At 69.3% G+C, this 21,856-nt stretch carries 17 protein-coding genes and 2 tRNA genes; 9 read left to right on the top strand and 10 right to left on the bottom strand.

Annotation, left to right across the window (positions count from 1 at the left end; genetic code table 11):
• Window positions 1-8: 8 nt before the first annotated feature.
• Genes BDK89_RS12115 through BDK89_RS12125 form a run of 3 tightly spaced genes read left to right on the top strand, consistent with a single transcriptional unit; the run spans window position 9 to window position 3,731 of the window.
• Window positions 9-1,589: a glycosyltransferase family 2 protein gene (locus BDK89_RS12115; RefSeq protein WP_208294056.1), complete on the top strand. Its 1,581-nt coding sequence runs from the start codon at window positions 9-11 to the stop codon at window positions 1,587-1,589.
• Window positions 1,589-1,843: a hypothetical protein gene (locus BDK89_RS12120; protein WP_133869190.1), complete on the top strand. Its 255-nt coding sequence runs from the start codon at window positions 1,589-1,591 to the stop codon at window positions 1,841-1,843. Before BDK89_RS12115 ends, BDK89_RS12120 begins: the two co-directional genes overlap by 1 nt.
• Before the next feature lie 49 nt (window positions 1,844-1,892).
• Window positions 1,893-3,731, top strand: coding sequence for a DUF5060 domain-containing protein (locus BDK89_RS12125; protein WP_133869191.1), 1,839 nt, complete (start codon window positions 1,893-1,895; stop codon window positions 3,729-3,731).
• Window positions 3,732-3,750: 19 nt separating this feature from the next.
• Here BDK89_RS12125 and BDK89_RS12130 read toward each other — a convergent pair whose 3' ends face one another.
• Window positions 3,751-4,734 carry an NAD(P)-dependent alcohol dehydrogenase gene (locus tag BDK89_RS12130; RefSeq protein ID WP_208294057.1) on the bottom strand — a complete coding sequence of 328 codons (984 nt, stop codon included), beginning with the start codon at window positions 4,732-4,734 and terminating at the stop codon, window positions 3,751-3,753.
• 55 nt (window positions 4,735-4,789) lie between these two features.
• On the opposite strand from BDK89_RS12130, the gene BDK89_RS12135 reads away from it, so the two are divergent.
• Both BDK89_RS12135 and BDK89_RS12140 read left to right on the top strand, forming a co-directional pair.
• Window positions 4,790-5,485 carry a TetR/AcrR family transcriptional regulator gene (locus BDK89_RS12135; protein WP_133869192.1) on the top strand — a complete coding sequence of 232 codons (696 nt, stop codon included), beginning with the start codon at window positions 4,790-4,792 and terminating at the stop codon, window positions 5,483-5,485.
• A 59-nt stretch (window positions 5,486-5,544) separates the two neighbouring features.
• Window positions 5,545-6,543, top strand: a complete 999-nt coding sequence (locus BDK89_RS12140; protein WP_133869193.1) for a 2-hydroxyacid dehydrogenase — start codon at window positions 5,545-5,547, stop codon at window positions 6,541-6,543.
• On the opposite strand, the gene BDK89_RS12145 is transcribed toward BDK89_RS12140, so the two are convergent.
• On the bottom strand, window positions 6,530-8,713 hold the full coding sequence (locus tag BDK89_RS12145) for an AI-2E family transporter (protein WP_133869194.1): 2,184 nt from the start codon (window positions 8,711-8,713) through the stop codon (window positions 6,530-6,532). The genes BDK89_RS12140 and BDK89_RS12145 overlap by 14 nt on opposite strands.
• A 59-nt stretch (window positions 8,714-8,772) precedes the next feature.
• Window positions 8,773-9,624, bottom strand: coding sequence for an aminodeoxychorismate lyase (locus tag BDK89_RS12150; RefSeq protein WP_133869195.1), 852 nt, complete (start codon window positions 9,622-9,624; stop codon window positions 8,773-8,775).
• A gap of 85 nt (window positions 9,625-9,709) precedes the next feature.
• Here BDK89_RS12150 and BDK89_RS12155 point away from each other — a divergent pair, with 85 nt between their 5' ends.
• Entirely contained in the window at window positions 9,710-10,870 is a 1,161-nt protein-coding gene (locus tag BDK89_RS12155; protein ID WP_133869196.1) for a hypothetical protein, read from the top strand.
• A gap of 27 nt (window positions 10,871-10,897) precedes the next feature.
• Here the strand turns inward: BDK89_RS12155 and BDK89_RS12160 are convergent, their stop codons facing one another.
• Both BDK89_RS12160 and BDK89_RS12165 read right to left on the bottom strand, forming a co-directional pair.
• Complete coding sequence (locus BDK89_RS12160; RefSeq protein WP_133869197.1) at window positions 10,898-12,085, bottom strand: oxygenase MpaB family protein; 1,188 nt, start codon at window positions 12,083-12,085, stop codon at window positions 10,898-10,900.
• Window positions 12,085-14,748, bottom strand: coding sequence for a putative bifunctional diguanylate cyclase/phosphodiesterase (locus BDK89_RS12165; RefSeq protein WP_133869198.1), 2,664 nt, complete (start codon window positions 14,746-14,748; stop codon window positions 12,085-12,087). The genes BDK89_RS12160 and BDK89_RS12165 overlap by 1 nt, the downstream gene beginning before the upstream one ends.
• Window positions 14,749-14,901: 153 nt before the next feature.
• Here BDK89_RS12165 and BDK89_RS12170 point away from each other — a divergent pair, with 153 nt between their 5' ends.
• A complete protein-coding gene (locus BDK89_RS12170) occupies window positions 14,902-15,717 on the top strand; it encodes a hypothetical protein (protein ID WP_133869199.1) in 816 nt (271 codons plus the stop codon).
• A gap of 9 nt (window positions 15,718-15,726) precedes the next feature.
• Here BDK89_RS12170 and BDK89_RS12175 read toward each other — a convergent pair whose 3' ends face one another.
• Window positions 15,727-17,283 carry a nicotinate phosphoribosyltransferase gene (locus BDK89_RS12175; protein ID WP_208294058.1) on the bottom strand — a complete coding sequence of 519 codons (1,557 nt, stop codon included), beginning with the start codon at window positions 17,281-17,283 and terminating at the stop codon, window positions 15,727-15,729.
• Between the two features lie 34 nt (window positions 17,284-17,317).
• On the opposite strand from BDK89_RS12175, the gene BDK89_RS12180 reads away from it, so the two are divergent.
• A complete protein-coding gene (locus BDK89_RS12180) occupies window positions 17,318-17,905 on the top strand; it encodes an isochorismatase family protein (RefSeq protein ID WP_133869200.1) in 588 nt (195 codons plus the stop codon).
• Between the two features lie 37 nt (window positions 17,906-17,942).
• Window positions 17,943-19,343 (top strand): wax ester/triacylglycerol synthase domain-containing protein, encoded by a 1,401-nt coding sequence (locus BDK89_RS12185; RefSeq protein WP_133869201.1) that lies wholly within the window; start codon window positions 17,943-17,945, stop codon window positions 19,341-19,343.
• A 67-nt stretch (window positions 19,344-19,410) separates the two neighbouring features.
• On the opposite strand, the gene BDK89_RS12190 is transcribed toward BDK89_RS12185, so the two are convergent.
• The 4 genes from BDK89_RS12190 to gltX all read right to left on the bottom strand — a co-directional run bounded on the left by BDK89_RS12190 (window position 19,411) and on the right by gltX (window position 21,837).
• Window positions 19,411-19,486 (bottom strand) — tRNA-Glu (locus tag BDK89_RS12190).
• A 65-nt stretch (window positions 19,487-19,551) separates the two neighbouring features.
• Window positions 19,552-19,626: transfer RNA gene (locus BDK89_RS12195), tRNA-Gln, on the bottom strand.
• Window positions 19,627-19,723: 97 nt separating this feature from the next.
• Window positions 19,724-20,446, bottom strand: a complete 723-nt coding sequence (locus BDK89_RS12200; protein ID WP_133869202.1) for a YdcF family protein — start codon at window positions 20,444-20,446, stop codon at window positions 19,724-19,726.
• An 8-nt stretch (window positions 20,447-20,454) separates the two neighbouring features.
• Entirely contained in the window at window positions 20,455-21,837 is a 1,383-nt protein-coding gene (gene gltX / locus BDK89_RS12205; protein ID WP_133869203.1) for a glutamate--tRNA ligase, read from the bottom strand.
• Window positions 21,838-21,856: the final 19 nt, after the last annotated feature.

Here is a 21,856-nt window from a genome sequence, read left to right on the forward strand (position 1 = left end):
GCAGAGGCGTGACGCGTCCCCCCTCGACGTCGCAGCGAACCCGCTCCGACGATCACCTCGATCCACCAGCACCATCGATCGGTACGACCACCCCGAACGCCCCGCTCGGACGCCTCGTGGGCGTGTTCGTGCTCGTCGTGGTCGCCGGCGCCGCAGCGCTGCTGTGGTACGGCGCCGCCCGGTGGATGCCCGAGATGGCGATCGGCCTCCACGAGACCGCAGCGATCGGCACGTGGAACATCCTCTACGACGCGCACATGCCGTCGATCACCGTCATCGTGGCGGCGCTCGGCATCGCCGTGCTGGCCGCCGTCGGTGTCGCCGTCGCCGAGCGAGTCGTCAACAATCGAGCTCGTCGGTCCGTCGGCGACCCGACCAAGCCACTGTCACCGCGCACCGTCCTCGCCGAAACCCGCGGTGAGTTCCACGGCGAGGTCACCGTGACGGTGCTGATCCCGGCGCACAACGAGCAGGCGTCGATCGGCGCGACGCTCGATTCGCTGCTCGACCAGACCCGACCCCCGGAACGCATCGTCGTCGTCGCCGACAACTGCACCGATGACACGGTGGCGGTCGCCACCCGACACGGCGCCGAGGTCTTCGAGACCGTCGGCAACACCGAGAAAAAGGCCGGAGCGCTCAACCAGGCCCTCGCGTTCCAGCTCGACGAACTGGGTGAGAACGACTGCGTCTTGGTCGTCGACGCCGACACGATCCTCGATCCTGCCTTCATCGAAGTGGCGGCGAACCGCATGACCGCCGACCGAGGCATCATGGCGGTGGGCGGCCTCTTCTACGGCGAAGAACGTCGCGGTCTGCTCGCCCAGCTCCAGCGCAACGAGTACCTGCGCTACAGCCGGGAGCTCGAACGTCGCCGCGGGCGCGTGTTCGTCCTGACCGGGACGGCGTCGATGTTCCGGCCGCGCGGTCTGCGCACCGTGGCCGCCATGCGCGGCGCGCTGCTGCCCGGCCCGCACGGCAAGGTGTACGACACCACCGCACTGACCGAGGACAACGAGCTGACGCTCGCGCTCAAGACGCTCGGGGGCCTCATGTGGAGCCCGAGCGAGTGCCGCGTCGTCACCGAGCTCATGCCGAAGTGGCGCCACCTCTGGAACCAGCGCCTGCGTTGGCAGCGCGGCGCCCTCGAGAACCTCGGCGCCTACGGCTTCCGGTCGTCGCTCGTCCGGTACTGGGCCCAGCAACTCGGCATCGGCTACAGCGTCATCGCCCTCTCGGCGTTCTGGCTCCTGATCGCACTCACCGTCCTGTCGTCACCCGACTGGGTCTGGTATCCGTTCTGGCTCGTCATCGGGGCGACCTTCGTCGTCGACCGGGTCATCGGCGTCTGGGACGGTGGCTGGCGTGCTCGCGGACTCGCCGCGCTCATCTTCCCCGAGCTGCTCTACGACCTGTTCCTCGACGTCGTCTACATGAAGGGCGTCCTCGACATCACCATCGGTCGTCGTGCCGCCTGGGCGCACGTCCACCATCCGGTCGACGACCCCGCCCCGGACGAGCCTGCTGTCGAACCTCCCACGGTCGACGCCCCCGAAGACCGCCCCCTCGAACCGACGACGGTGGCGTGATGATCCTCGCCCTCGACGTCCTGCCGTCGACGATCCTCGCGTCGGACTGGTTCAGCATCCTGGCCCGTTTCGTGGCGATCAACACGATCCTCTACGTCACGCTCTCGATCTTCAAGATCGTGCCCAAGCTGTACGTCAGCGACTTCGTGCACCGCGGCGGCCGCCGCTCGGAGACCCGCTCGATTCATCCGGACGACCCCGTCGAGCCGTTCCCGGCCCGGCGCCCGTTCCGACGGACCGAACGCCCCACCTGAGCCTTCCGCACGAACCTGGGAGCGTTTCCAGGTCTGCTAGACCGTCCCCGTGGGGAACAATTGGGGGAACCGTCGGAAGCGCTCTCGGGTCGCGCTCGTGCTGCTCCTCGCCGGATGCAGCGGCGCCGGTGACACGAGCGAGACCGACACGACCGAGACGGACACGAGCGAGACCGTGGCGATGTCGATCTCTACGACGACTCCATCGACCGACCCGCCGACGACCTCCGCACCGGAGTCACCGACGATCCCCGACGATCTGCCCGTCGTCGAATCGGTGACGGCGTCCGCCGACACGGTCGCGACCTACGAGCGCCTCGACCTGCTCGTCGACGTCAGCGCCGAGTTCGACAACCACTTCGACCAGCGCGAGATCGCACTCGATCTCACCCTCACCTCCCCCACCGGGACCGAACGGACCGTGCCCGGCTTCTGGCACGCGGACGACGGCTGGACGTTCCGAATCACCGCCGACGAGCCCGGCGAGTGGACCTACGACGTCGTCGCGACCGACGCGCGTGGCGCGAGCCGTCCGACGAGCGGAACGTTCTCGGCCACGGCATCGGACCATCCGGGGTTCATCCGCGTCGGCAGCGACGTCGACCCCGACTACAGCACCCGCTACTTCGCCCACGACGACGGCACTCCGTGGTTCGGCTACGGCCACGCCGATCTCGAGATGGCGTTCGGTGGCTTCAGTGGCGAGACGTTCTCGAAGATGGCCGACATGGCCGAGATCGGCGAGAACTTCGAGATGTGGTGGCCGCAGTGGTCGTCGAACCTGGTGCAGAACTCGTACGACACGTACAACGCCGGCTCGGCAGCCACCGTCGACCTGGTCGTCGCCGAGGCCGAGCGCAACGGCATCTCCCTGGCGTTCACCATCTGGATCCATCAACTCCTCCGCACCGAGGACCACCCGTGGGGAACCGGCGAGTGGGGCCGCAACGGCTTCAACCAACTCGTCGACCGACCCGAGGACTTCTTTGTCGACGACGAGGCCTGGGCCTGGCAGGAGAACTACTACCGCTACGTCATCGCCCGATGGAGTCACTCACCCGCGATCGCCATGTGGCAGACGATCACCGAGGTGAACGGCACCAACTCCTACGAGCAGACCGACGCGTGGCACGAACGACTCAACGCCTACTTCCAGGACCACGACCCGTACCGCCACCCGACGACGGCGACCGGCTCGGGCGGCTACTGGTGGCCGGCAGCGTTCGAGGTGATGGACGTCCCGCAGATGCACGTGTACGAGCAGTTCCACGCCAACCCGATCGAGGCGGCCGAGATCATGGCCGACTGGACGATCGACATGTGGGAGTTCCAGGACAAGCCGAACTGGATCGGCGAGTACGGCGACCGCCGCCCCGGCACGTACCCCGAGTTCTCGCACAACGCGACCTGGGCGACCTTCGCCGCCGGCGGGGCGACGACCCCCATCGAGTGGAACGACGGCTACGACTACGGCCGGTTCGACGACGACCAGGCCGCCGACATGGCCCGGTTCGTCGCCTTCGCCGAGCAGATCCCGATGGTGCGGCTCGACCCCGAACAGCTCACCGTCACCCCGTCGGACGCCGCCGCACGGGCGTGGGGCGTCGGTTCCGAAGGCGGCGGCGTCGTCTGGATCCAGGACACGACCGGCGCCGCCCGATCGGAGACCGACGTCGAGGACCTCGACGCCATGCGGGCCCGCCCCGCACTGTCGGGCGTGTCGATCTCGATCGACGGCCTCCCCGACGGCGACTACAGCGCGACGCCGTACGACACGTGGATCGGCGAGCGCCTCGCCCCGATCCCGTTCACGTGCGAGGGCGACGTCTGCCGCCTCTCGCTCCCCGACTTCCGCTTCGACCTGGCACTCGAACTCGCGCCGGCCTGACGCATCTCGACCGACGACATCACGCCACCACGTCGATGATGACCTTGGCCCGGGCGTGCCCGGTCATGACGTAACGCATCGCCTCGGCCGTGTCGGCGAGCGGGAAGCGACGATCGATCACCGGTCGCAGCTCGCCGCGCTCGATCAGACCGAGCAGCTCCCGCAGCTCGTCCGGCGTCTCGGTCGCCGTGAAGCTCTCGGCGCGCTGCGAACCGAACAGGAAGCGCAACTTGGCGGCCACCACACGGTCGACTGGCCGGATGAAGCGCCCCTTCTTCCCGCTCACGATGACGAGTGCTCCGTCGTCGGTCAGCGAGCGGCGCATGTCGCCGAGCGAGTGGCTGCCGACGTTGTCGATGATCGCGTCGTATTTCGTCCCGTCGACCACCCGCTCGCTGGTGTAGTCGATCACCCGCGTGGCACCGAGCTCGCGCACCATTTCGACGTTGCGGGTGCTGCACACGCCGGTGACCTCGATGCCCATCGATGCGGCGATCTGTACGGCGAACGTGCCGACGCCGCCGGCCGCACCGATGATCAGCAACGACCCTCCGGCCGGGACGCGGGCGTAGTCGCGGATGGCCTGCAGTGCGGTGACGCCGGCGACGGGCAGCGCAGCAGCGTCGGCGAAGCTCATCTCGTCGGGGATCGTCGTCAGTGCTCCGGCACTCGCGATCGCCTGCTCCGCGAAGCTCCCTCGGGCCATGCCGACGACGCGGTCGCCGACCGCCAGATCGGTGACGTCGTCGGCGACCGCGGCGACGACGCCGGCGACGTCGGCACCGCGCACCGTCTGCTTCGGCCGACGGAGGCCGGCCGTCAGCCGAACGAGCATCGGCGTGCCGGTCATCATGTGGACGTCGAGCGGGTTGACCGACGCTGCGTGCACGTCGAGCACGACCTGACCGGGCCCGGGCGTGGGATCGGTGACGTCGCGGAACACCAACTCGTCGGGCGACCCGTATCGGTCGTGGGCGATCGCTTTCATCGTGACTCCTGTCATCGGTTACGTACAGCGTACGTTGGACTGCGAACCACTGTAGACGTACACTGTACGTATGGCAACCCCGTCGGCCCGAGAAACGCCGGATACCTCCACGACCAGCACCGACGACCGTGCTCCGCTCTCTCGGCAACGCATCCTCGAGCAGGCGATCGCCCTCGCCGACGAAGGCGGCGTGTCGGCCGTGAGCATGCGCAAGGTCGCCGCCGCGCTCGGCTTCGAGGTCATGTCGCTCTACAACCATGTCGCCAACAAGAACGACCTCCTCGAGGGCATGGTCGACGAGATCTACGCCGAGCTGCCCACCATCCCCGACGAACTCGGGTGGAAACAGGGCGTGATCGCGTTGGCGGTCGAGACCCACCACCTGCTCGTGCGCCACCCGTGGGTCGCGCCGCTCATCCCCGTCCAGTTCCCCGGCCCGAACCGCTTCGGCCACGCCGAGCGACTGCTCGAACTGCTCACCGCAGGCGGGTTCGACGATCACCTGCGCGACCTCGGCTACCACGCCATCATCATCCACGTCGCCGGCTTCACCCAGCAGCAGCTCGGCTACTCGACGCCCGACAACAACCTGGCCGATGGCATGGCCCGCTTCCGCCGCGACGTCAGCGCCGACACGTTCCCGCTCATGGTCGAACACGTGCGCTACCACGAGCAGCACCACGACCACTCCGAGGATCGGCCCGACGAGTTCCGGTTCGTCCTCGACCTCATCGTCGACGGCCTCGAACGCCGCCGAGACACGTGACGAAGGGGGTCGGATTCGTTCGTCGCGAGGCCGGTCGCGGAATCACTAGCGTCGCGGGCATGGCAGACGTCCGACTGTTCTCGTCGAAGCCCTACGACCACGCCGGCTTCGACGGCGCCAACGCCGATCACGACCACGCCCTCACCTACCTCGAGACCCGACTCGGCCCCGACACCGTCGACCTCGCCGCCGGGGCGCCCGCCGTCTGCGTGTTCGTCAACGACGTCGTCTCCGAACCCGTGCTCGAAGCCCTGGCGGCCGGCGGCACCCGCATCGTCGCCCTCCGCTGCGCCGGCTTCAACAATGTCGACCTCGACGCAGCAGAACGCCTCGGCATCACCGTGGTGCGCGTGCCGGCCTACTCCCCCAACGCCGTCGCCGAGCACACCCTCGCGCTCATCCTGTCGCTCAACCGGCGCATCCACCGCGCCCACAACCGCGTCCGCGACGGCAATTTCGCGCTCGACGGCCTCGTCGGCTTCGACCTGGCCGGCAAGACCGCCGGGGTGGTGGGAACCGGCAAGATCGGCATGATCGTCGCCCGCCTCCTGTGGCACCTCCGCTGCCGCGTACTCGCCGTCGACGTGCAGCAGGACCAGCACCTCGTCGACCTCGGTGTCGAGTACGTCGAACTCGATCAGCTGATGGCCGAGAGCGACATCATCTCGCTCAACTGCCCCCTGACCCCCGACACACATCACATGATCGACGCCGAGTCGATCGCCACGATGCGCGATGGCGTGATGATCGTCAACACCGGCCGCGGCGCCCTGATCGACACCGAGGCGGTCATCCAGGGCCTCAAGAGCGGCCGCATCGGCTCACTCGCCCTCGACGTCTACGAAGAGGAAGGCGCCCTGTTCTTCGAGGACCGGAGCCACGAGATCATCGACGACGACGTGTTCGCCCGCCTGCTCACGTTCCACAACGTCCTGATCACCGCCCACCAGGCGTTCCTCACTCGCGAGGCCCTCGACGCGATCGCGACCACGACGCTCGGCAACATCTCCACCGTGCTCGCCGGCGAGGCGTGCGCCAACGTGGTCACACCTGGCTGACGACCGCGTCGACCGACTGCTCCCGGACGTGCGGTAACTGCGTCGCCGTGGTTCCCGGGAAGTCGTCGCTCGCCAGCTCCCGTCGGATCACGAGGAGCACCCCGACGAGCGGTGTCAGCACCACGGCGCCGACCACACCGGCTGCGGCCCCGCCGGCGACGGCGGCGAGCAGCGTGCCCCACGGCGCGATGTCGATCGCGGCACCGATCACCGACGGCTGGATCAGGTGGTTCTCGATCAGCTGGTAGCCGGCGAAGGCAACGCCGGCGAACAACCCCTCGAGCGGGCCGAGCACGAACGCGAACACGACGAGCGGCACGCCACCCATGAACCCACCGATCTGGGGGACGAAGTTCCAGAGAAATCCCCAGAGCGCCAGGGCAGGAGCGACCCCCAACCCGAGGAGCACGGCGATCACGAAGATCACCGAGGCGTTGATCGACGCGACCAACGCAGCGCCCGCTGCGTAGCCGCCGAGTGCGACCCCGGCTGCGCCGACGAGCCGGGTCCACTGCCGCCGGTGCCGGGCCGGAACCAACCGCGTCGCGCCCCGGACCAGCCGCGGCCCGTCGGCGAGCAACGCGACCGAGAGCACGGCGATCCAGAACAGGTCGAGGATGCGATCGCCGACGAAGGGCATCCAGTCGGCCGGTCGTCCGGTCCGCACCTGCTGCGGCAGGTCTTCCATCCGTTGCTCGACCCAGACAGCGGCGTCGCGCTCGGCCAGGAACCCGCCGATCAGCGGCGCGTCCTCGAGGTCGGCGACGATGCTGGGGAGCCGCTCGGTGAGTGTCGTCGTGGCGCGGGCGCCTTCGTCGGCACCGGTGAGTGTCGCGGCGGCGAGCACGAGCGCGATCATCACGCAGACGACCTGTCCGGCGACTCGATGCGGCATACCGGTGCGCCGGGCGAGCCAACCGGCAGGACGCGATAGTGCGATGGCGACGAACCCGGCGATCAGGAACCAGATGGCCGCACGTCCAGCATCGACGAGCGCCACCCAAGCGAGCACACCGCCGGCAGCGGCCGCTGCGGCCAGTGCGGGCAGGCGCCAACCCGTCGGGAGCGCCACGCCGCCGAGCATCCAGGTGTGCTCCGCCGGCACCTCCCACCACACCGGGGGGCCGGGGCGATGATCGGAGGCGAGCACGGCGACGAGTGCGGCGGCACCGGCGAGTGCGACCACCGATCCGCCGACACCGGCCACCGCGACACCCACCGAGACGGCCAGCGTGTACGGCGCGACGGTCATCGGCAGGCGCGGTTCGATCCATCGTCGACGGATCACGTGTGCAACGGCGAGCGCCACGACGGACGCAGCGAGCACCGTGTAGGCGACGGGCCGTTGATCGAGCGCGACGAGGAGCACGACCGGGAGCAGCCCCACCGGTTTGCCGACCACCGGCACCACCGACCACACACCGAGCCAGATCCCCACGCCGACGGCTCCGGGTAACCCGACGATCAGTCCGACACCGCCGACGATGGTCGACGCCAGCGCGACGACGGCGAGCGTCCGACGGAAGAAGCCGAAGCCACGACACTCGATGTCGTCGACGAGGAGGCGGGCATCGCCACGCCGCCCGGGGCCGTCGTCGCCACGCGGCCACCGCCCGACGAACCAGTCGACGATGCCCCCGCCGCTCGCCTGCAGGAACGTCGCGAGGACCACGACGGTCAGGAACAGGAATCCCTGGGTCGCCATCTCGCTGCCCTCGTCGGCACCGACGACGATGCGGGCCGGGAGGTCTTCGAGCCACTGGGCGACGCCGGTGTCGAGGCGCGTGGCACGGACGACGCGAGCGAGCAGCGAGTCGTCACGCAGCTGGTCGAGCCGTCGATCGACCAGTTGGGCGACCTGCGCCGTTCGGGCGGACAAGTCGCGGACTGCGACGAAGATCACGGCGGCCGAGACGGCGAGCGTGCCGAGCGCCGTGATCACCAAGGAGGCGGCGTTGCCGACCCGACGCCGAAGCCACCGTTGCACCGGCAACGTCGTGATCGCCATCACGACGGCTGCGAGGAAGAGGCCGACGACATCACCCAGTCGGCGGGCGAACGATGCGGTGACCACCACGACGAGCACGCCGACGACGAACGATGCCACGCGGTCGATGGGAATGGCGATCGACTCGCGCTGGGCTGGGTTCTCGGTCGTCGTTTCGGGCATGGCGGGTCACCCGTTCGGGTGGACCGCCGGTACCCGCGTCGACCGCCGCCGAAACGGCGCTAGCGACGGGTGGTGAACGAGCGCATGCGATCGGTCCATGCGTCGTCGGTGGCGATCGAACGGCCGTCGATCGTGGTCACCGGCGCCACCAGTCGCCCCGACGACACCAGCCACACGCCGTCGGAGCCGAACAGGTCGTCGACGGGTCGCAACTCGACATCGACTCCGACGCCGTCGGACCGGGCGGCCGCGAGCGCGACGTCGCACGTGATCGACGCCAACACCCCCGTGCCGTCGGTCGGGGTCGTGCCCAACCGCTCACCGAACCGCCAGACAACAGCGGCCCGTGGCGCTTCGAGCACGACGCCGTCGGTCGAGACGAAGATCGCGTCGTCGGCACCGCGCCGCGCCGCCTCGCGTCCTGCGGCGACGTTGACGGCGTACGACAGCGTCTTGACCCCGCCGAGCAGCCACGGCCGCTCGACGAAGGCGTCGGCCGGGTGGCCCCGGTCGAGCAGGACGACGGCGATGCCGTCCCGGGCCCGCAGCGTCCGTTCGTCGAGCGGGGTGACCGTGACGACACCGCTCGGGCCGCCGCCGCGCTCGCGTCCGCGCGTCAGCATCCAGCGGAGTATCGCTTCACCGGGCTGCTGCCACGCTGCGATCACCTCGTCGAGCAGCGCCCGCCACGCGGCGTCGTCGACGTCGATCTCGAGCGACGCGGCAGAGCGTCGGAACCGGGCCAGATGTGCCTCGAGGTGGTCGACGTGCGTGCCCGCACCGTCGACCTGGATGCGGGTCGCCTCGAAACAGCCGTCGCCACGGGTCAACCCGAGGTCGTCCGCGTGCAGGACCGGTTCGTCGGAGCAGATGCCGTGACCGAGGACGGCGACGAGGGGCGCATCGGGCATCCGACCAGCGTACGGGGCACGATCCGTTCGGCGCCGCCCGGAACGGCGCCTCAGGTCCGCTGGCCATCGTGCCGATAGGAATAGGGTGAGCCTCGAGATCGACGGTGCCCCGTACACGACCCCGTTCGTCGCCCTGCCCGACGAGGGCGAGATCGCCCGCATCGCCGGCCTCGACGATCCCGTCTTGCGCAACTTGTGGATCACGGAGTGCTACGCGCGCTTCGCCCACCACCTCCTCGACCGGCTCCGGACCGACCAGACGTGGTGCACGTTCGCGATCTGGGCGTCGAACACGGCCGGGGTCTCGATCCGCCAGGAGGAACTCCCGCACGCCGTCGAGCGTCTGCTCGCAGAGTGCGATCACGAAGTCGACGCAATCGTCGAGATCGGCTCCGACCACCATCCCGCCGTCGACTGGCTCGTCGGCAATCTCCACCGCGTCCACATCGACCGGCTGATCCGCCAGGCACTCGGCGACGTCGCCGATCACATCGCCCACGGCAATGCGCTCGTCTTCGCCGAGCTGGGTCCGCTGTTCGTGCGGTTCATCGACGAGATCGAACGACGCGACGTCGTCACCGCCGCCGACGTCGACGACGTCCTCCGATGCGCGGCCATTCCGACCGATCTCCCCCTCGTCCGGGACGCCTTCCACGACTACGCGCGAGCGATCGCCGCCGACGACCCGACCGAGCGCGCCCAGTACGTCCTGGCCGCCAACATCGCGGCCGTGCTCCACGAGCAACAGCGTCTCCAGGACGACGTCGCGTCGGCCCTCGACGCCGGGCTGGTCGACGTCGCCGCCGAAGTCGAGCGGCTCTGCAGCCGTTGGCTCCCCTCGTTCGTCCGCAGCCGCGTGGCCGAGGCGGCCGAACAGCGAGTCGCACGCCACGTCGCACGCCTCTGGGACCACGTCGCGACCTGCCTCTTGATGACGATGGACGTCCCGGGAGAGACGCTGCGACTCTCACGCGATGTTCCGCCGCCTGCCGACGGGCCGCTCTTCCCGCCGGCGCTCGACCCGATCGTGTCCGACGAACTGGCGGCGCTGCTGTCGGCCTGGGACCCGACGGGCGGGACCGGCATCGGCAGCGGAGCCCACGACTGGGCCGACCTCCACGTGCGGATGGGCTTCATCGTCAACCTGTTCCGGAGTCGGCAGCAGACGCTGACGCTCACCACCCCACCGTTCACCGACGAGCAGCTCGCCCACATGGCCGAGGGTCGACGGCCCCCGCTCGGCTGAGCAGCGAAGCCACCCAGGCGGGACGGGCTACTCGGCCAGGTGGTCGGGGATGGCGAAGTCGGGCCGGTCGCCGTGGCGCATCTCGTCGAGCAGGCCCTGCATCAGGTGGCGGCCCATGTACGCGCTCATCCGGGCGTGGAGCGGATGCTTCGCACTCCCCCGCGTCAAGAACCGTGCGACGCGGTTCATCACCGGGAAGACGCGACGGGTCCAGTTCGCCGGTGGGATCTCGATCATGTCGGCGACGTCGTCGCCGAGGAAGTGACGGAACGTCGTCGGGATGAGCGGCCACGTCGGGCGCGGCATGTGATGGTGCGCCTGATCGAGCAGCGCCTCGGTCATCGCGACGCCCGAAGCGCTCGGCGCCTGCTGACGATGCCAGACCATCTCGTGCAGCGCATCGGCATCGCGTCGGCTCGACGGGACGAGACGCGGTGCGACACCCAGGTGATGGCCAACCAGCCGCCACATGTGCAGATGATCGCTGATGTCGCGCTCGGTGTACTCGACCCCGCTCGCGTCGAACGTGTCGTAGACCTGCGCCGTGAACGTCAGCCACGTTCCGACCAGGTCCTCCTGATTGCCCGGGAGGCCCCAGCTCGACGACCAGATCAGATCGGGCAACAACACCCGAGGCGGATCGAGGTCGGGCACGTGCTTCACCGACGGGTCGTTGGCGATCATCCACCGGACCGCGGCGTGCATCAGCCGGACGTGCAGGATGCGTTGGACCCCGACACCGTCGGTGTCGAGCGCTCCCGGGCCGGAGATGTCCATCATGAACTGGGCGGTCTCGTTGAGGCGGCGTTCGGTGTCGGTGCGCAGTCGACCGGTCATGTGCAGCACCTGCACACCCTTCGCCGCCGCGTACGAGCTGGGCAGCGACGCGAAGTACAGCGCGGCGAACTGATGGGAGACGAGGCGGTTGAAGAACGCCTGCCCACGCTCGACCGCCTGGTCGTCGACCCAGTCGGGCCGCGCCGACGCTGCCTCGAAGAAGTCGGCGATCGCCGGCACCCGGTCTTCGGGCGGCAACTGCGTGTGTCGCACGAGGTGCCCGAACAGCTGGCCCGGCGACTCCTCGTCGACCGCGGCGAAGTAGGCGGCGACCGCATAGTCGGCCGGCGGGTCGGCGATGTTGCGCCAGCGGTCGAGTTCGTCGTCGGTCGGCAGGGCGAACTCGCTCGCCGACGAGGTGGGTGGACGGTTCGGCATCAATCGATCCTGGCGATGGCGGAGGGAGCGGGGGACGGTCTGCCGAGCAGGTAACCCTGGGCGTAGTCGACACCCTCGGCACGCACGACGTCGAGCTGCTCCTGCCGTTCGACGCCCTCGGCGACCGTTCTGATCCCGAGGGTGCGAGCGACGCCGACGATCAGTCGAACGAGGTCGACGTCGACGGTCGGGTTGATGATCGACGTGTCGATCTTGATCCCGTCGACCGGGAAGTGGTGGAGGTGGCTGAGCGACGAATAGCCGACCCCGAAGTCGTCGAGGAAGATCCGCACGCCCGCGGCCCGGAACATCTCGAGGTTCGCCTGGACGGTCGGGCCCTGGGCGAAGGCGGCCTCGGTGAGCTCGATCACGATCGAGCTCGGGTCGACGCCGTTGAGCAGCACCTGGTCGAGCAGTGTCGCAGCGGCGTCGCGATGGCTGAGCTGGGCCGACGACAGGTTGATCGACACGAACGAGCCGTTCCCGCGGAGCGCACCCCGGGCGTTGCGACAGGCGAGCTTGATCAGCTCGTCACCGAGCGCCGTCGTCATGCCGGCGCTCTCGGCGACGGCGATGAACCGTCCGGCCCCGACGAGACCGTGCTCCGGATGCTCCCATCGCGCCAGACTCTCGTACCCCGACTCGAGCCCGTCGACCAGCGACACGATCGGCTGATAGTGGATCGAGAACTGCTCGCCGTCGATCGCCGCGCGCAGATCGGCCCGAAGCGCGCCCGCTCCGTCACCGCCGAGGTCGAGCTCGGGGTGGTACAGGGTGATCCGGGCACGCCCCGTCCGTTTCGACTCGTACATCGCGAGGTCGGAGCGGTGCAGCAGCCCGGCGGCGGTGGCGCAGTCCTGGTCGCTCACGGCGACGCCCATGCTCAGCGTCACGTCGACGTCGACGCCCTCTTCGCGCACCGGACCGACGACCGCATCGAAGATTCGCTGCGCCAGCGCGAGGGCGTGTTCGTCGTCGACGACGTTGGGAGCCACGACCACGAACTCGTCGCCACCGAACCGGCCGACGAAGTCGCTCGAGCGCAGCGCGCCGCGCAACCGGTTGGCCACCTCGGTGAGCACACGGTCGCCGACACGGTGGCCGGCGCTGTCGTTGATCAGCTTGAACCGGTCGACGTCGCAGAACACGATCGCCGTTCGCCACCCGTCGTGCTCGCCCTTGCGGAGCAGCGCCTCCAGGCGCGAGAGCAGCGCGGCCCGGTCGGGCAGGGTGGTGAGCGCGTCGTGGGTCGCCTTGAAGCGGAGCTCGCGCTCGACGAGGTGCCGTTCGTGGACGTCGCGCATCGTCACGACGACGCCGCCGACGTCGGGGTCGTCGATGAGGTTGGTGATCGTGATGTGGTGCCAACGACTGGCGCTCTCGTCGCCGCCGGTCAGCCGGAACTCGGTCGACGACGAGCTCGACGGCTCGGAGCGGATGCGGCGCCACAGCTCGTCGACGGTGTGTCGGTCGGTCGGGTGCACGAACGGGAGCAGGTCGTCGAGTGAGTGGATCTCGACACCGTCGCCGAGGTGCCGCGCAACGGCCGAGCTCACATAGTGGCTGCTCCCGACGGCGTCGAACACCAACACCAGGTCTTCGGAGTGGGCGTCGAGCGCTTCGAGCAGGCGATTCGACGCGCGCAGGGCCCGTTCGGTCTCGGCCAGCTCGGTGTGATCCTCGATGGTGATGACCACCGTCGAGGCAGCGGCGGGTGACACCGACAACCGCAACCAGCGGCGATGGTCGGTCGGCGACACCAGCGTGCAGTGGCCGGCGATGCCGGCGGTCGCAGCGGCGAAGACCGAGGCGAACTTGGCCACGTGGTCGGCACCCAGCCCTTCGAAGAGGCCGGGCTCGTCGCCGTTGGGCACGACGAGCTGTCCGGTTCGAGCGCCGACGTACGAGCCCGCTGCGGCGTTGCGGTGCAGGACACGCCCCTGGTCGGACGCGACGATGACGCCGATCGGCATGTGATCGGACACGGTGACCCCGGCGTAGGCCGATGCCGTGTCGCCGTCGACCACGTCGGCGCCTTCCTCGAGGCGACTCCGGACGAGCACGCCGCGGAGGTCGGGGTCGTGCACCGCGGACTCGACCGTGTCGGTGATGGTGTACGTCCGGTCGGCGTTGAGTCGGTGGGTGACGCTGCGCCGCAGGTTGGGGTCGGCGCCCACCTCGGCGATCGCCCGACCGAGCGACTCCATGTCGTCGGGATCCATCAGCTCGACCCAGTTCATCGGGTCGTCGCCCGGGAACACGTCGGCGAGATCGTTCGACGTGATCGACCAGAGGAGTTCGACGCGCGGTGACAGCAGCATGTGACCGAAGTTCGAACGACGCAGGAGCGTCTCGAGTCGGAACTCGTCGGCGAGCGAGCGCACCTCGATCCAGGTTCGATCTCCGTCGGAGGCGAGTCGACGCAGTCGGACCGGACGGTCGGCCAGACGCGCCCCCAACCGGACACGCAGCTCGGCCCGGCCGGCGATCACATCGGCATAGGACACGTCGTCGAGTCGCTGCCCGAGCGCGGCGAGCGGACCGATCACCGGCGCCGGATCGACCCCGAGCTCACGCTCGATATCTGCCGCGTACTCGATCACGGTCTCGTCGCGGACGACCACATACGGGATCGATGGGAGCAGATCGGGCTGGGTATCCATGGCTACGGAACGCGCGTGTCGAACGACGCTCGGTCATCGTATTCGACCCGCACCCCGCAAACGGTCCATCGGCCGAACGGTGGGGTTATCCCCACCGGAAATGGTCCGATCGGCCAGGTTCCCCCGGCCACCGGACAGGAGGACGATGGAACCATGACGAACGCGACCGAGCCCCGACCAGCGACGAACCCCGGACCGCTCCCGCCGCCCAGTGTCGACGATGCGGTCCCCCCTCCCCCGAACCGCACCGCCCCGACCGGCTTCGCCCCGACCGAACCGCCTCAGCACGGACGCGAGCGGGGTGCCGGCCACATCGCCGCCCTCGTCATCGGCTGCCTCACCCTGCTGCCGGCACTGGGCATGCTCGCCGGTGGCGTTGCGATCACCGTCGCGCACGGCGTCGCCGACGACGGCTTCTTCGACGTCACGATCGACCGGATCGACTCCGACGGGGTCGCGGTCGCCGCCGTCGACCTGTGGGACACGGCGGCCGACGACGAGGACTGGCCGTGGGTGCTCGACTGGCTCGATCCCGACATCCGGCTCGAGGCCCGAGGCGCTCGGTCCACCGACGACGTCTTCATCGGGATCGCGGCCACCGACGACATCGAGGCCTACCTCGACGGTGCCTCGTTCGACGAGATCACCTCGTTCGACGACCGGACACCGACGTATCTCCCGCGAGCCGGTGACGCCGTCGTGGCACCGCCGACCGAACAGACCTTCTGGGTGGCCGAGGCGAGCGGTCCGGGCGTGCGACAACTCGAGTGGGAGGCGCGCAACGGTGACTGGTCGGTGGTCGTCATGAACGCCGACGGATCGCCCGAGGTCGCCGCCGACGTCAACGTCGGCGTCAGCTCCGACGCCGTGCTGCCGATCGGCATCGTCCTGCTGGTACTTGGCGGGATCGGTGTGCTCGGCTCGGTCGCGCTGATCGTCGTCGGCGCCCGCGGCCGCGCCGCCCGCTGACATCGGACGTCAGTCGGGGCGACGGAACCGCTCGATCTGCTCGGCCTTGAGGCGAGCGAGCGCATCGGTGATCGACACGTGGTACACGTGCGGATTGACGATGCGGCGCACACCCGGGTCGAGCAGCGCCACGTCGTGGTCACGCCAGGCCCGAGCCGCCTGTACCGAGACGTACGGGTCGTCGACCGGCCCGGTCGGCCGACCGTCGGAGAACACGGGGAGCAGGAGCTCCTCGGCACGTGACCACCGTGTACCCGGCAGCGACCGAACCAGGTCGTTGCGGGCGTGGTGGTGCAAGACCAGGTCGTCACCGGGCCGCAGCTCCTCCTCGGCCGTCGACAGCACGTCGGCGGTCGCCGTGCCCTCGGCGTCGTAGAGCCGCCACAGCCGCTTCGGACCCGGGTTGAGCAGTTTGGCCGGGTTGTCGGACAGCTTCATCGCCGGCAGCCAGTCGCCGTCGTCGTCGACCGCCACGAGCTTGTAGACCCCGTCGAGGCTGGGGTCGCCATGGCTCGAGGCAAGGCGCGAACCGACACCGAACACCAATCGGCCGACCACCCCGTCGGCGTCGATACCCGACCGTGGGGCCTCATCGGCGATCTGCTGCAGGATCTGCCAGATGCGCAACTCGTCGAGATCGCTCGACAGCACGATCGTCGCGTCGGGGAAGCCGGCCGCGTCGAGCCGCTTCGCCGACTGCACCGCCAGATACGCCAGGTCGCCCGAGTCGAGTCGGACACCGACCGGCTCGTGCCCGCGTTTGCGGAGTTGCTCGAACACGGCGATCGCGTTCGGGATGCCCGATTCGAGCGTGTCGACGGTGTCGACGAGCAGGAGGCAGTCGTCGGGGTAGACGTCGGCGTAGGCCTCGAACGCTCCTCGCTCGCCGTCACCCAGCGCCATGAAGAGCTGCACCATCGAGTGGGCATGGGTGCCCGAGGGCGGCATGCCGAGCCGGTAGCCCTCTGCCGCGTTCGAGGTCCCGACCGCACCGCCGATCAGCGCCGCTCGCGATCCGTCGTCGGCACCCGAAGCCGGGCCGCGTCGCATGCCGAACTCGAGCACCGGCCGGCCGTGCGCCACGTCGACGACACGCGACGCCTTCGTCGCGATGAGCGTCGGGAAGTTGAGCAGGTTGAGCAGCGGCGTCTCGATCAGCTGCGCCTCGCCGAGCGAACCCTCCACCACGGTGATCGGCGCGTTCGGGTGCACCACTCGGCCCTCGGGTACCGCCGAGATCGAGAGACCGCCGAAGTCGACGTCGGCGAACCAGTCGCAGAACGCGTCGTCGAACAGCGGGTCGCCGGCGCGTCCTCGGTGGGCTCGTAGCGCGGCGACGTCGCCCTCGGTCGCACGCGCCTCGGAGGCCCAATCGAGGAAGGGGCCGAGACCCGCGGTGACGCAGTAGCCGGCCTGGTGTTCGCCGTAGTCGGGGTTCGACCGGTAGAAGTGCTCGAAGCGTGCCCGGCGTTCGTGCAGACCCAACCGGAAGTACAGCTGCGCCATCGTGACCTGGTAGGCGTCGGTACGGAGCACACCCCGCCCGACCGCCGGCATCGACGTCATCGGCACACCATAGGGGTGGGTACGATCGAACTCGATGCCCGATTCGTACGATTCCCGGACGGCGCTCGTCGTCGTCGACGTCCAGAACGACTTCGCCGACCCGAACGGATCGCTGTTCGTCACCGGCGGCGAGCAGGTGGTGACGGCGGTCAACGCCGAGATCGAGGCGGCGCGTGCCGGCGGGGCCACCATTGCGTACACCCAGGACTGGCACCCGCCCGAGACCCCGCACTTCGTCACCGACGGCGGAACGTGGCCGGTGCACTGCGTTCGTGACACGTGGGGAGCCGAGCTCCACCCCGATCTGGTGATGGAGGGTCCGACCGTCCGGAAGGGCACCGGCGGCGAGGACGGCTACTCCGGTTTCTCGATGCAGGACCCCGAGAGCGGCGAGGTGTCGCCCACCGGGCTGCACGAGCTGCTGGCCGAGCGCGGTGCCGAACGCGTCGTCGTGGTCGGTCTGGCGCTCGACGTGTGTGTGAAGGCCACGGCCCTCGACGCCGTCCGCCTCGGCTACGACACCACCGTGGTCGCCGAGGCGTCCGCTCCGGTCGAGCTCGAGGACGGCGACGGCGAGCGAGCAATCGCCGAGATGCGCGAGGCGGGCGTCCGGGTGCCCTGAGCCGGCCGCATCGGTGAGCGGGGCGAACGAGGGGAACATGACCGAGCTCGAACACGACGACTGGATGGGCGACAGCGACGCGGTCCTGTGGCACATCGAGCGCGACCCGATCCTGCGGTCGACGATCACCTCGGTCTGGTTCCTCGACCGGGTTCCCGACGGCGCCCGGCTCCGGCTCAGCGCCGAGCGGATGGTCGAGGCGCTCCCCCGACTGCGGCAGCACGTCGTCGACGCCCAGCCAGGGCTCGCCGCACCGCGCTGGGCGGACGACCCGTTGTTCGACCTCGACCATCACGTTCGCAGCGTGTCGATCGTCGGCGACGAACGAGCGGTGCTCGACTACGCGGAGCGACTGGCGACGACTGCGTTCGACAAGGACCGACCGCTCTGGGAACTCGAGGTGGTCGAGGGCCTCCCCGGCGGACGCGGCGCCTTCGTCATGAAGGTGCACCACGCCATCGCGGACGGCATCGGCCTGGTCAAGATGCTGGCGCACATCGTCTCGTTCGGCCCGGACGACGACGGAACCGCCGGGCGACCACCCGAGCGCGCCAGGTCGGAACGGTCGGCCGAGCACCCGTGGGCGGCGACCATCCGGGCCGTTCGTCACCGCGTCGCCACCGACACCCGCGCCCTGGCGCGCCTCGGGACGGCGTCGCTGCACACCGCCGCCGGGTTCGTCCGCGACCCGATCGGTACGGCGTCCGGGACGACGCGGACGGCCGGCTCGATCGCCAAGCTGATCCAGCCGGCGACGACACCGCGGAGCCCGATCATGACCGGACGTTCGTTGACGCTCCGACTCCATCGCGTCGAGGTCGAACTCGATCCGGTGCGCGAAGCCGCCAGAGCCCTCGGTGCGTCGCTCAACGATGCGTTCGTCGCCGTCGTCCTGGAGGCGTTGCACGAGTACCACCGGCATCACGGTGTCGACGCTGCCGACATCCGGATGCACATGCCGGTCAGTGTTCGCTCGACCGACGGCGACGGCGCCGACGCGATCACGAACCAGTTCGTGCCTGCTCGATTCGTACTCCCGCTCGGCGATCGGCCGCTGGCCGAACGCGTCGTCGACACCACGGCCCGCCTGGCCGAGGTGCGCGCCGAACCGGCACTCCCCCATGTGAACGACATCGCAGGCATCGTCGAACGACTCGGCCCGACGGCCACGGTCACGCTGATCGGCTCGATGATGAAGGGGGTCGACGTCACGACCTCGAACGTGCCGGGTCCGCCGTTCCCGGTGTACCTCGCGGGTGCCAAGGCGGAGCAGATGTTCGCATATGGCCCACCGGCAGGCTCGGCGATCAACCTCACCCTGCTCTCCTACGACGGCACGCTCGAGATCGGCATCACCACCGACCACGCAGCGCTGCCCGACCCCGAGGTGTTCGTCACCGCCGTCGAAGCGGCCTTCGACCACCTGCTCACGACGTGAGCTGACTCGCCGCGCCGGCCGACCCCGGAAAACGACGAAACCCCTGCCGGATCGGCAGGGGTTTCCTTGGCAGCCCGTACGGGATTCGAACCCGTGCCGCCACCTTGAGAGGGTGGTGTCCTAGGCCACTAGACGAACGGGCCAAGCTGCGTCGCCCGACTCTATCGCCGGGCTCTGTCAACCGGACGAAGCCTCACGGCTTCCCGGATGGTTGGGGTGCAAGGAATCGAACCTTGAATAAGAGAACCAGAAACTCTCGTGTTGCCAATTACACCACACCCCACTGGAGCGAGGAACGAGTGTATCGGCGACAGCGACGGCATCAACCTGGGAAAACAGTTGTCACGACGAGCATCCGGTTCGAGCACCCGGACGGGACGTCAGTTGGTCAGATCGCTGAAGCGTTCCCAGCCGACCAGGCGACCGAGCGACACGCCACCGGCCTCCTCGACGTTGCGCCGCCACGCCGTCCAGCCCTGCACCACGCTGTCGGGTACCGACGCGACGTCGACGTCGAGACCCAGCTCCTCGGTGATCAACCTCGCCCGCAGCGCGTGATACGGGTCGGTGACGAGCGCGACCTGTTCGATCCCGAGCGTCTCGGCGACCGGCACCGCGGCGGCGACCGAGTCGTAGGTGGTGTTCCCCTCCCCCACCTGGACGATCACTGCCTCGGGCACGCCCCGGTCGATCAGGTAGGCGGCCGACGCCTCGGCCTCGGTGAAGCGGTCGCCCGGGATGTTGCCGCCGGTCACCACGATCGTCGGCGCGACCCCGGCCGCGTACAGGTCGGCGGCGTGATCGAGCCGGCCGGCCAGCTGTGGCGACGGTCGGCCGTCGTACTGTGCGGCGCCGAGCACCATGATCGCGTCGGTCGGGTCGGCGCCGTGCGAGCCGCCGGTGTGCACCACCTGGGCGAGGTTGACGAGGAAGTAGACGACGATGACCCCGACGACGACGAAGAACACCCGGAGCGGGGCCACCATTGCGCTCCCGATCCGCACCTCGCCGCGCGGCGAGTAGTCCTTGGCGAGCGCATCCGCCGCGTGCCGGTCGGCGGCCTGGTCGCCGAGCGCACGATCGAGCGAGAACTCGTCGGGCACGTGGGTCGTCAGCCGATCCGCTCGAGTGCGTTGCGCATCCGACGCAACGATTCGTCGCGCCCCATGACCTCGAGCGCCTCGAACAGCGGCGGGCCGACCGTTCGACCGGTCACCGCGACGCGGACGGGTGCCTGCGCCTTGCCGAGCTTCAGCTCGTAGCGGGTCATCACATCCTCCAGCGTGGTCTTCAACGCGTCGGCCGTCCAGTCACTTCCCTCGTACGCCGCGATCGCGTCGGCGAGCAGCGGACCGGCGTACTCGGTACTCATCGTCTTGTCCCACGACGCCTCGTCGACCTCGGGATCGTCGGCGAACAGGAAGTCGACCACACCCGGCGCATCACCGAGGGTGACCAGTCGGGGCTGGATGTGCGGTGCCATCTCACGGAACACCGACCGATCCCACTCGGCGGGCAGCCACGGATCGCACGCCTCGACCAGCTCGTCGACCGACAGTCGGCGGATGTACTCGCCGTTGAACGCCGCGAGCTTCTTCAGGTCGAAGAACGCCGGCGACAGGTTGACGTCGTCGAGTCGGAACGACTGCTCCATGACCGACCACGGCTGGATCTCCTCCTCGCCGGGTGACCAGCCGAGGGTCATCAGATAGTTGATCATCGCCGCCGGCAGGTAGCCCTCGTCGCGGTACTGCTCGAGCGCCACCTTGTCACGACGCTTCGACAGCTTCTTGCGCTGATCGTTCACCAGCACCGGCACGTGCGCCCACACGGGCGGCTCGTGGCCGAGTGCCTGCCAGATCATCTGCTGCTTCGGGGTGTTCGGTAGGTGTTCCTCGGCACGGACGACGTTCGTGATCCCCATCGATCGGTCGTCGACCACGTTGGCGAGGATGAACACCGGGGTGCCGTTGCCACGCACCAACACGAAGTCCTCGATCACCCCGTTGTCGAACTCGACGTCGCCTCGCACCTGATCACGCACGACCGTCGTGCCCTCCGGCACGCGAAACCGCAGCACATGGCCGGGGCCGGGTCCGAGCCCTCGATCGCGCGACCAACCGCCGTACCCGGTCGTGCCTTCGGCCTTGGCACGCTCCTGGATCTGCTCGGAGGTCATGTCGCAGTAGTAGGCGTGGCCACCCTCGAACAGCTGCTGCGCCGCCTCGAGGTGGGCGTCGGCGTACTCGCTCTGGAACAGGGGTCCTTCGAAGTGCGGGTCGTCGGCGGCGATGCCGATCCACTCGAGCGCGTCGATGATGCCCTGGGTCCATTCCGGCCGGTTGCGCGCCTCGTCGGTGTCCTCGATTCGGAGCACGAAGGTGCCGCCGCTCTGTCGGGCGAGCGCCCAGTTGTGCAGCGCCGTGCGGGCGCCGCCCACGTGGAACATGCCGGTGGGCGAAGGAGCGAATCGGTAGCGGGGTGCGTCAGCCATGCCCGCCCGACGCTATCCG

This window comes from Ilumatobacter fluminis, from assembly GCF_004364865.1.
Classification (GTDB): Bacteria; Actinomycetota; Acidimicrobiia; order Acidimicrobiales; family Ilumatobacteraceae; genus Ilumatobacter; species Ilumatobacter fluminis.

Excerpts from the sequence above, each read along its gene's own strand:
- BDK89_RS12140 (WP_133869193.1), top strand. The coding sequence starts at position 5,545 with ATGGCAGACGTCCGACTGTTCTCGTCGAAGCCCTACGACCACGCCGGC.
- BDK89_RS12170 (WP_133869199.1), top strand. The coding sequence starts at position 14,902 with ATGACGAACGCGACCGAGCCCCGACCAGCGACGAACCCCGGACCGCTC.
- BDK89_RS12150 (WP_133869195.1), bottom strand. The coding sequence starts at position 9,624 with ATGCCCGATGCGCCCCTCGTCGCCGTCCTCGGTCACGGCATCTGCTCC.
- BDK89_RS12180 (WP_133869200.1), top strand. The coding sequence starts at position 17,318 with ATGCCCGATTCGTACGATTCCCGGACGGCGCTCGTCGTCGTCGACGTC.
- BDK89_RS12145 (WP_133869194.1), bottom strand. The coding sequence starts at position 8,713 with ATGCCCGAAACGACGACCGAGAACCCAGCCCAGCGCGAGTCGATCGCC.
- BDK89_RS12175 (WP_208294058.1), bottom strand. The coding sequence starts at position 17,283 with ATGACGTCGATGCCGGCGGTCGGGCGGGGTGTGCTCCGTACCGACGCC.
- BDK89_RS12165 (WP_133869198.1), bottom strand. The coding sequence starts at position 14,748 with ATGGATACCCAGCCCGATCTGCTCCCATCGATCCCGTATGTGGTCGTC.
- gltX (WP_133869203.1), bottom strand. The coding sequence starts at position 21,837 with ATGGCTGACGCACCCCGCTACCGATTCGCTCCTTCGCCCACCGGCATG.
- BDK89_RS12120 (WP_133869190.1), top strand. The coding sequence starts at position 1,589 with ATGATCCTCGCCCTCGACGTCCTGCCGTCGACGATCCTCGCGTCGGAC.
- BDK89_RS12130 (WP_208294057.1), bottom strand. The coding sequence starts at position 4,734 with ATGACAGGAGTCACGATGAAAGCGATCGCCCACGACCGATACGGGTCG.
- BDK89_RS12160 (WP_133869197.1), bottom strand. The coding sequence starts at position 12,085 with ATGCCGAACCGTCCACCCACCTCGTCGGCGAGCGAGTTCGCCCTGCCG.
- BDK89_RS12135 (WP_133869192.1), top strand. The coding sequence starts at position 4,790 with ATGGCAACCCCGTCGGCCCGAGAAACGCCGGATACCTCCACGACCAGC.
- BDK89_RS12185 (WP_133869201.1), top strand. The coding sequence starts at position 17,943 with ATGACCGAGCTCGAACACGACGACTGGATGGGCGACAGCGACGCGGTC.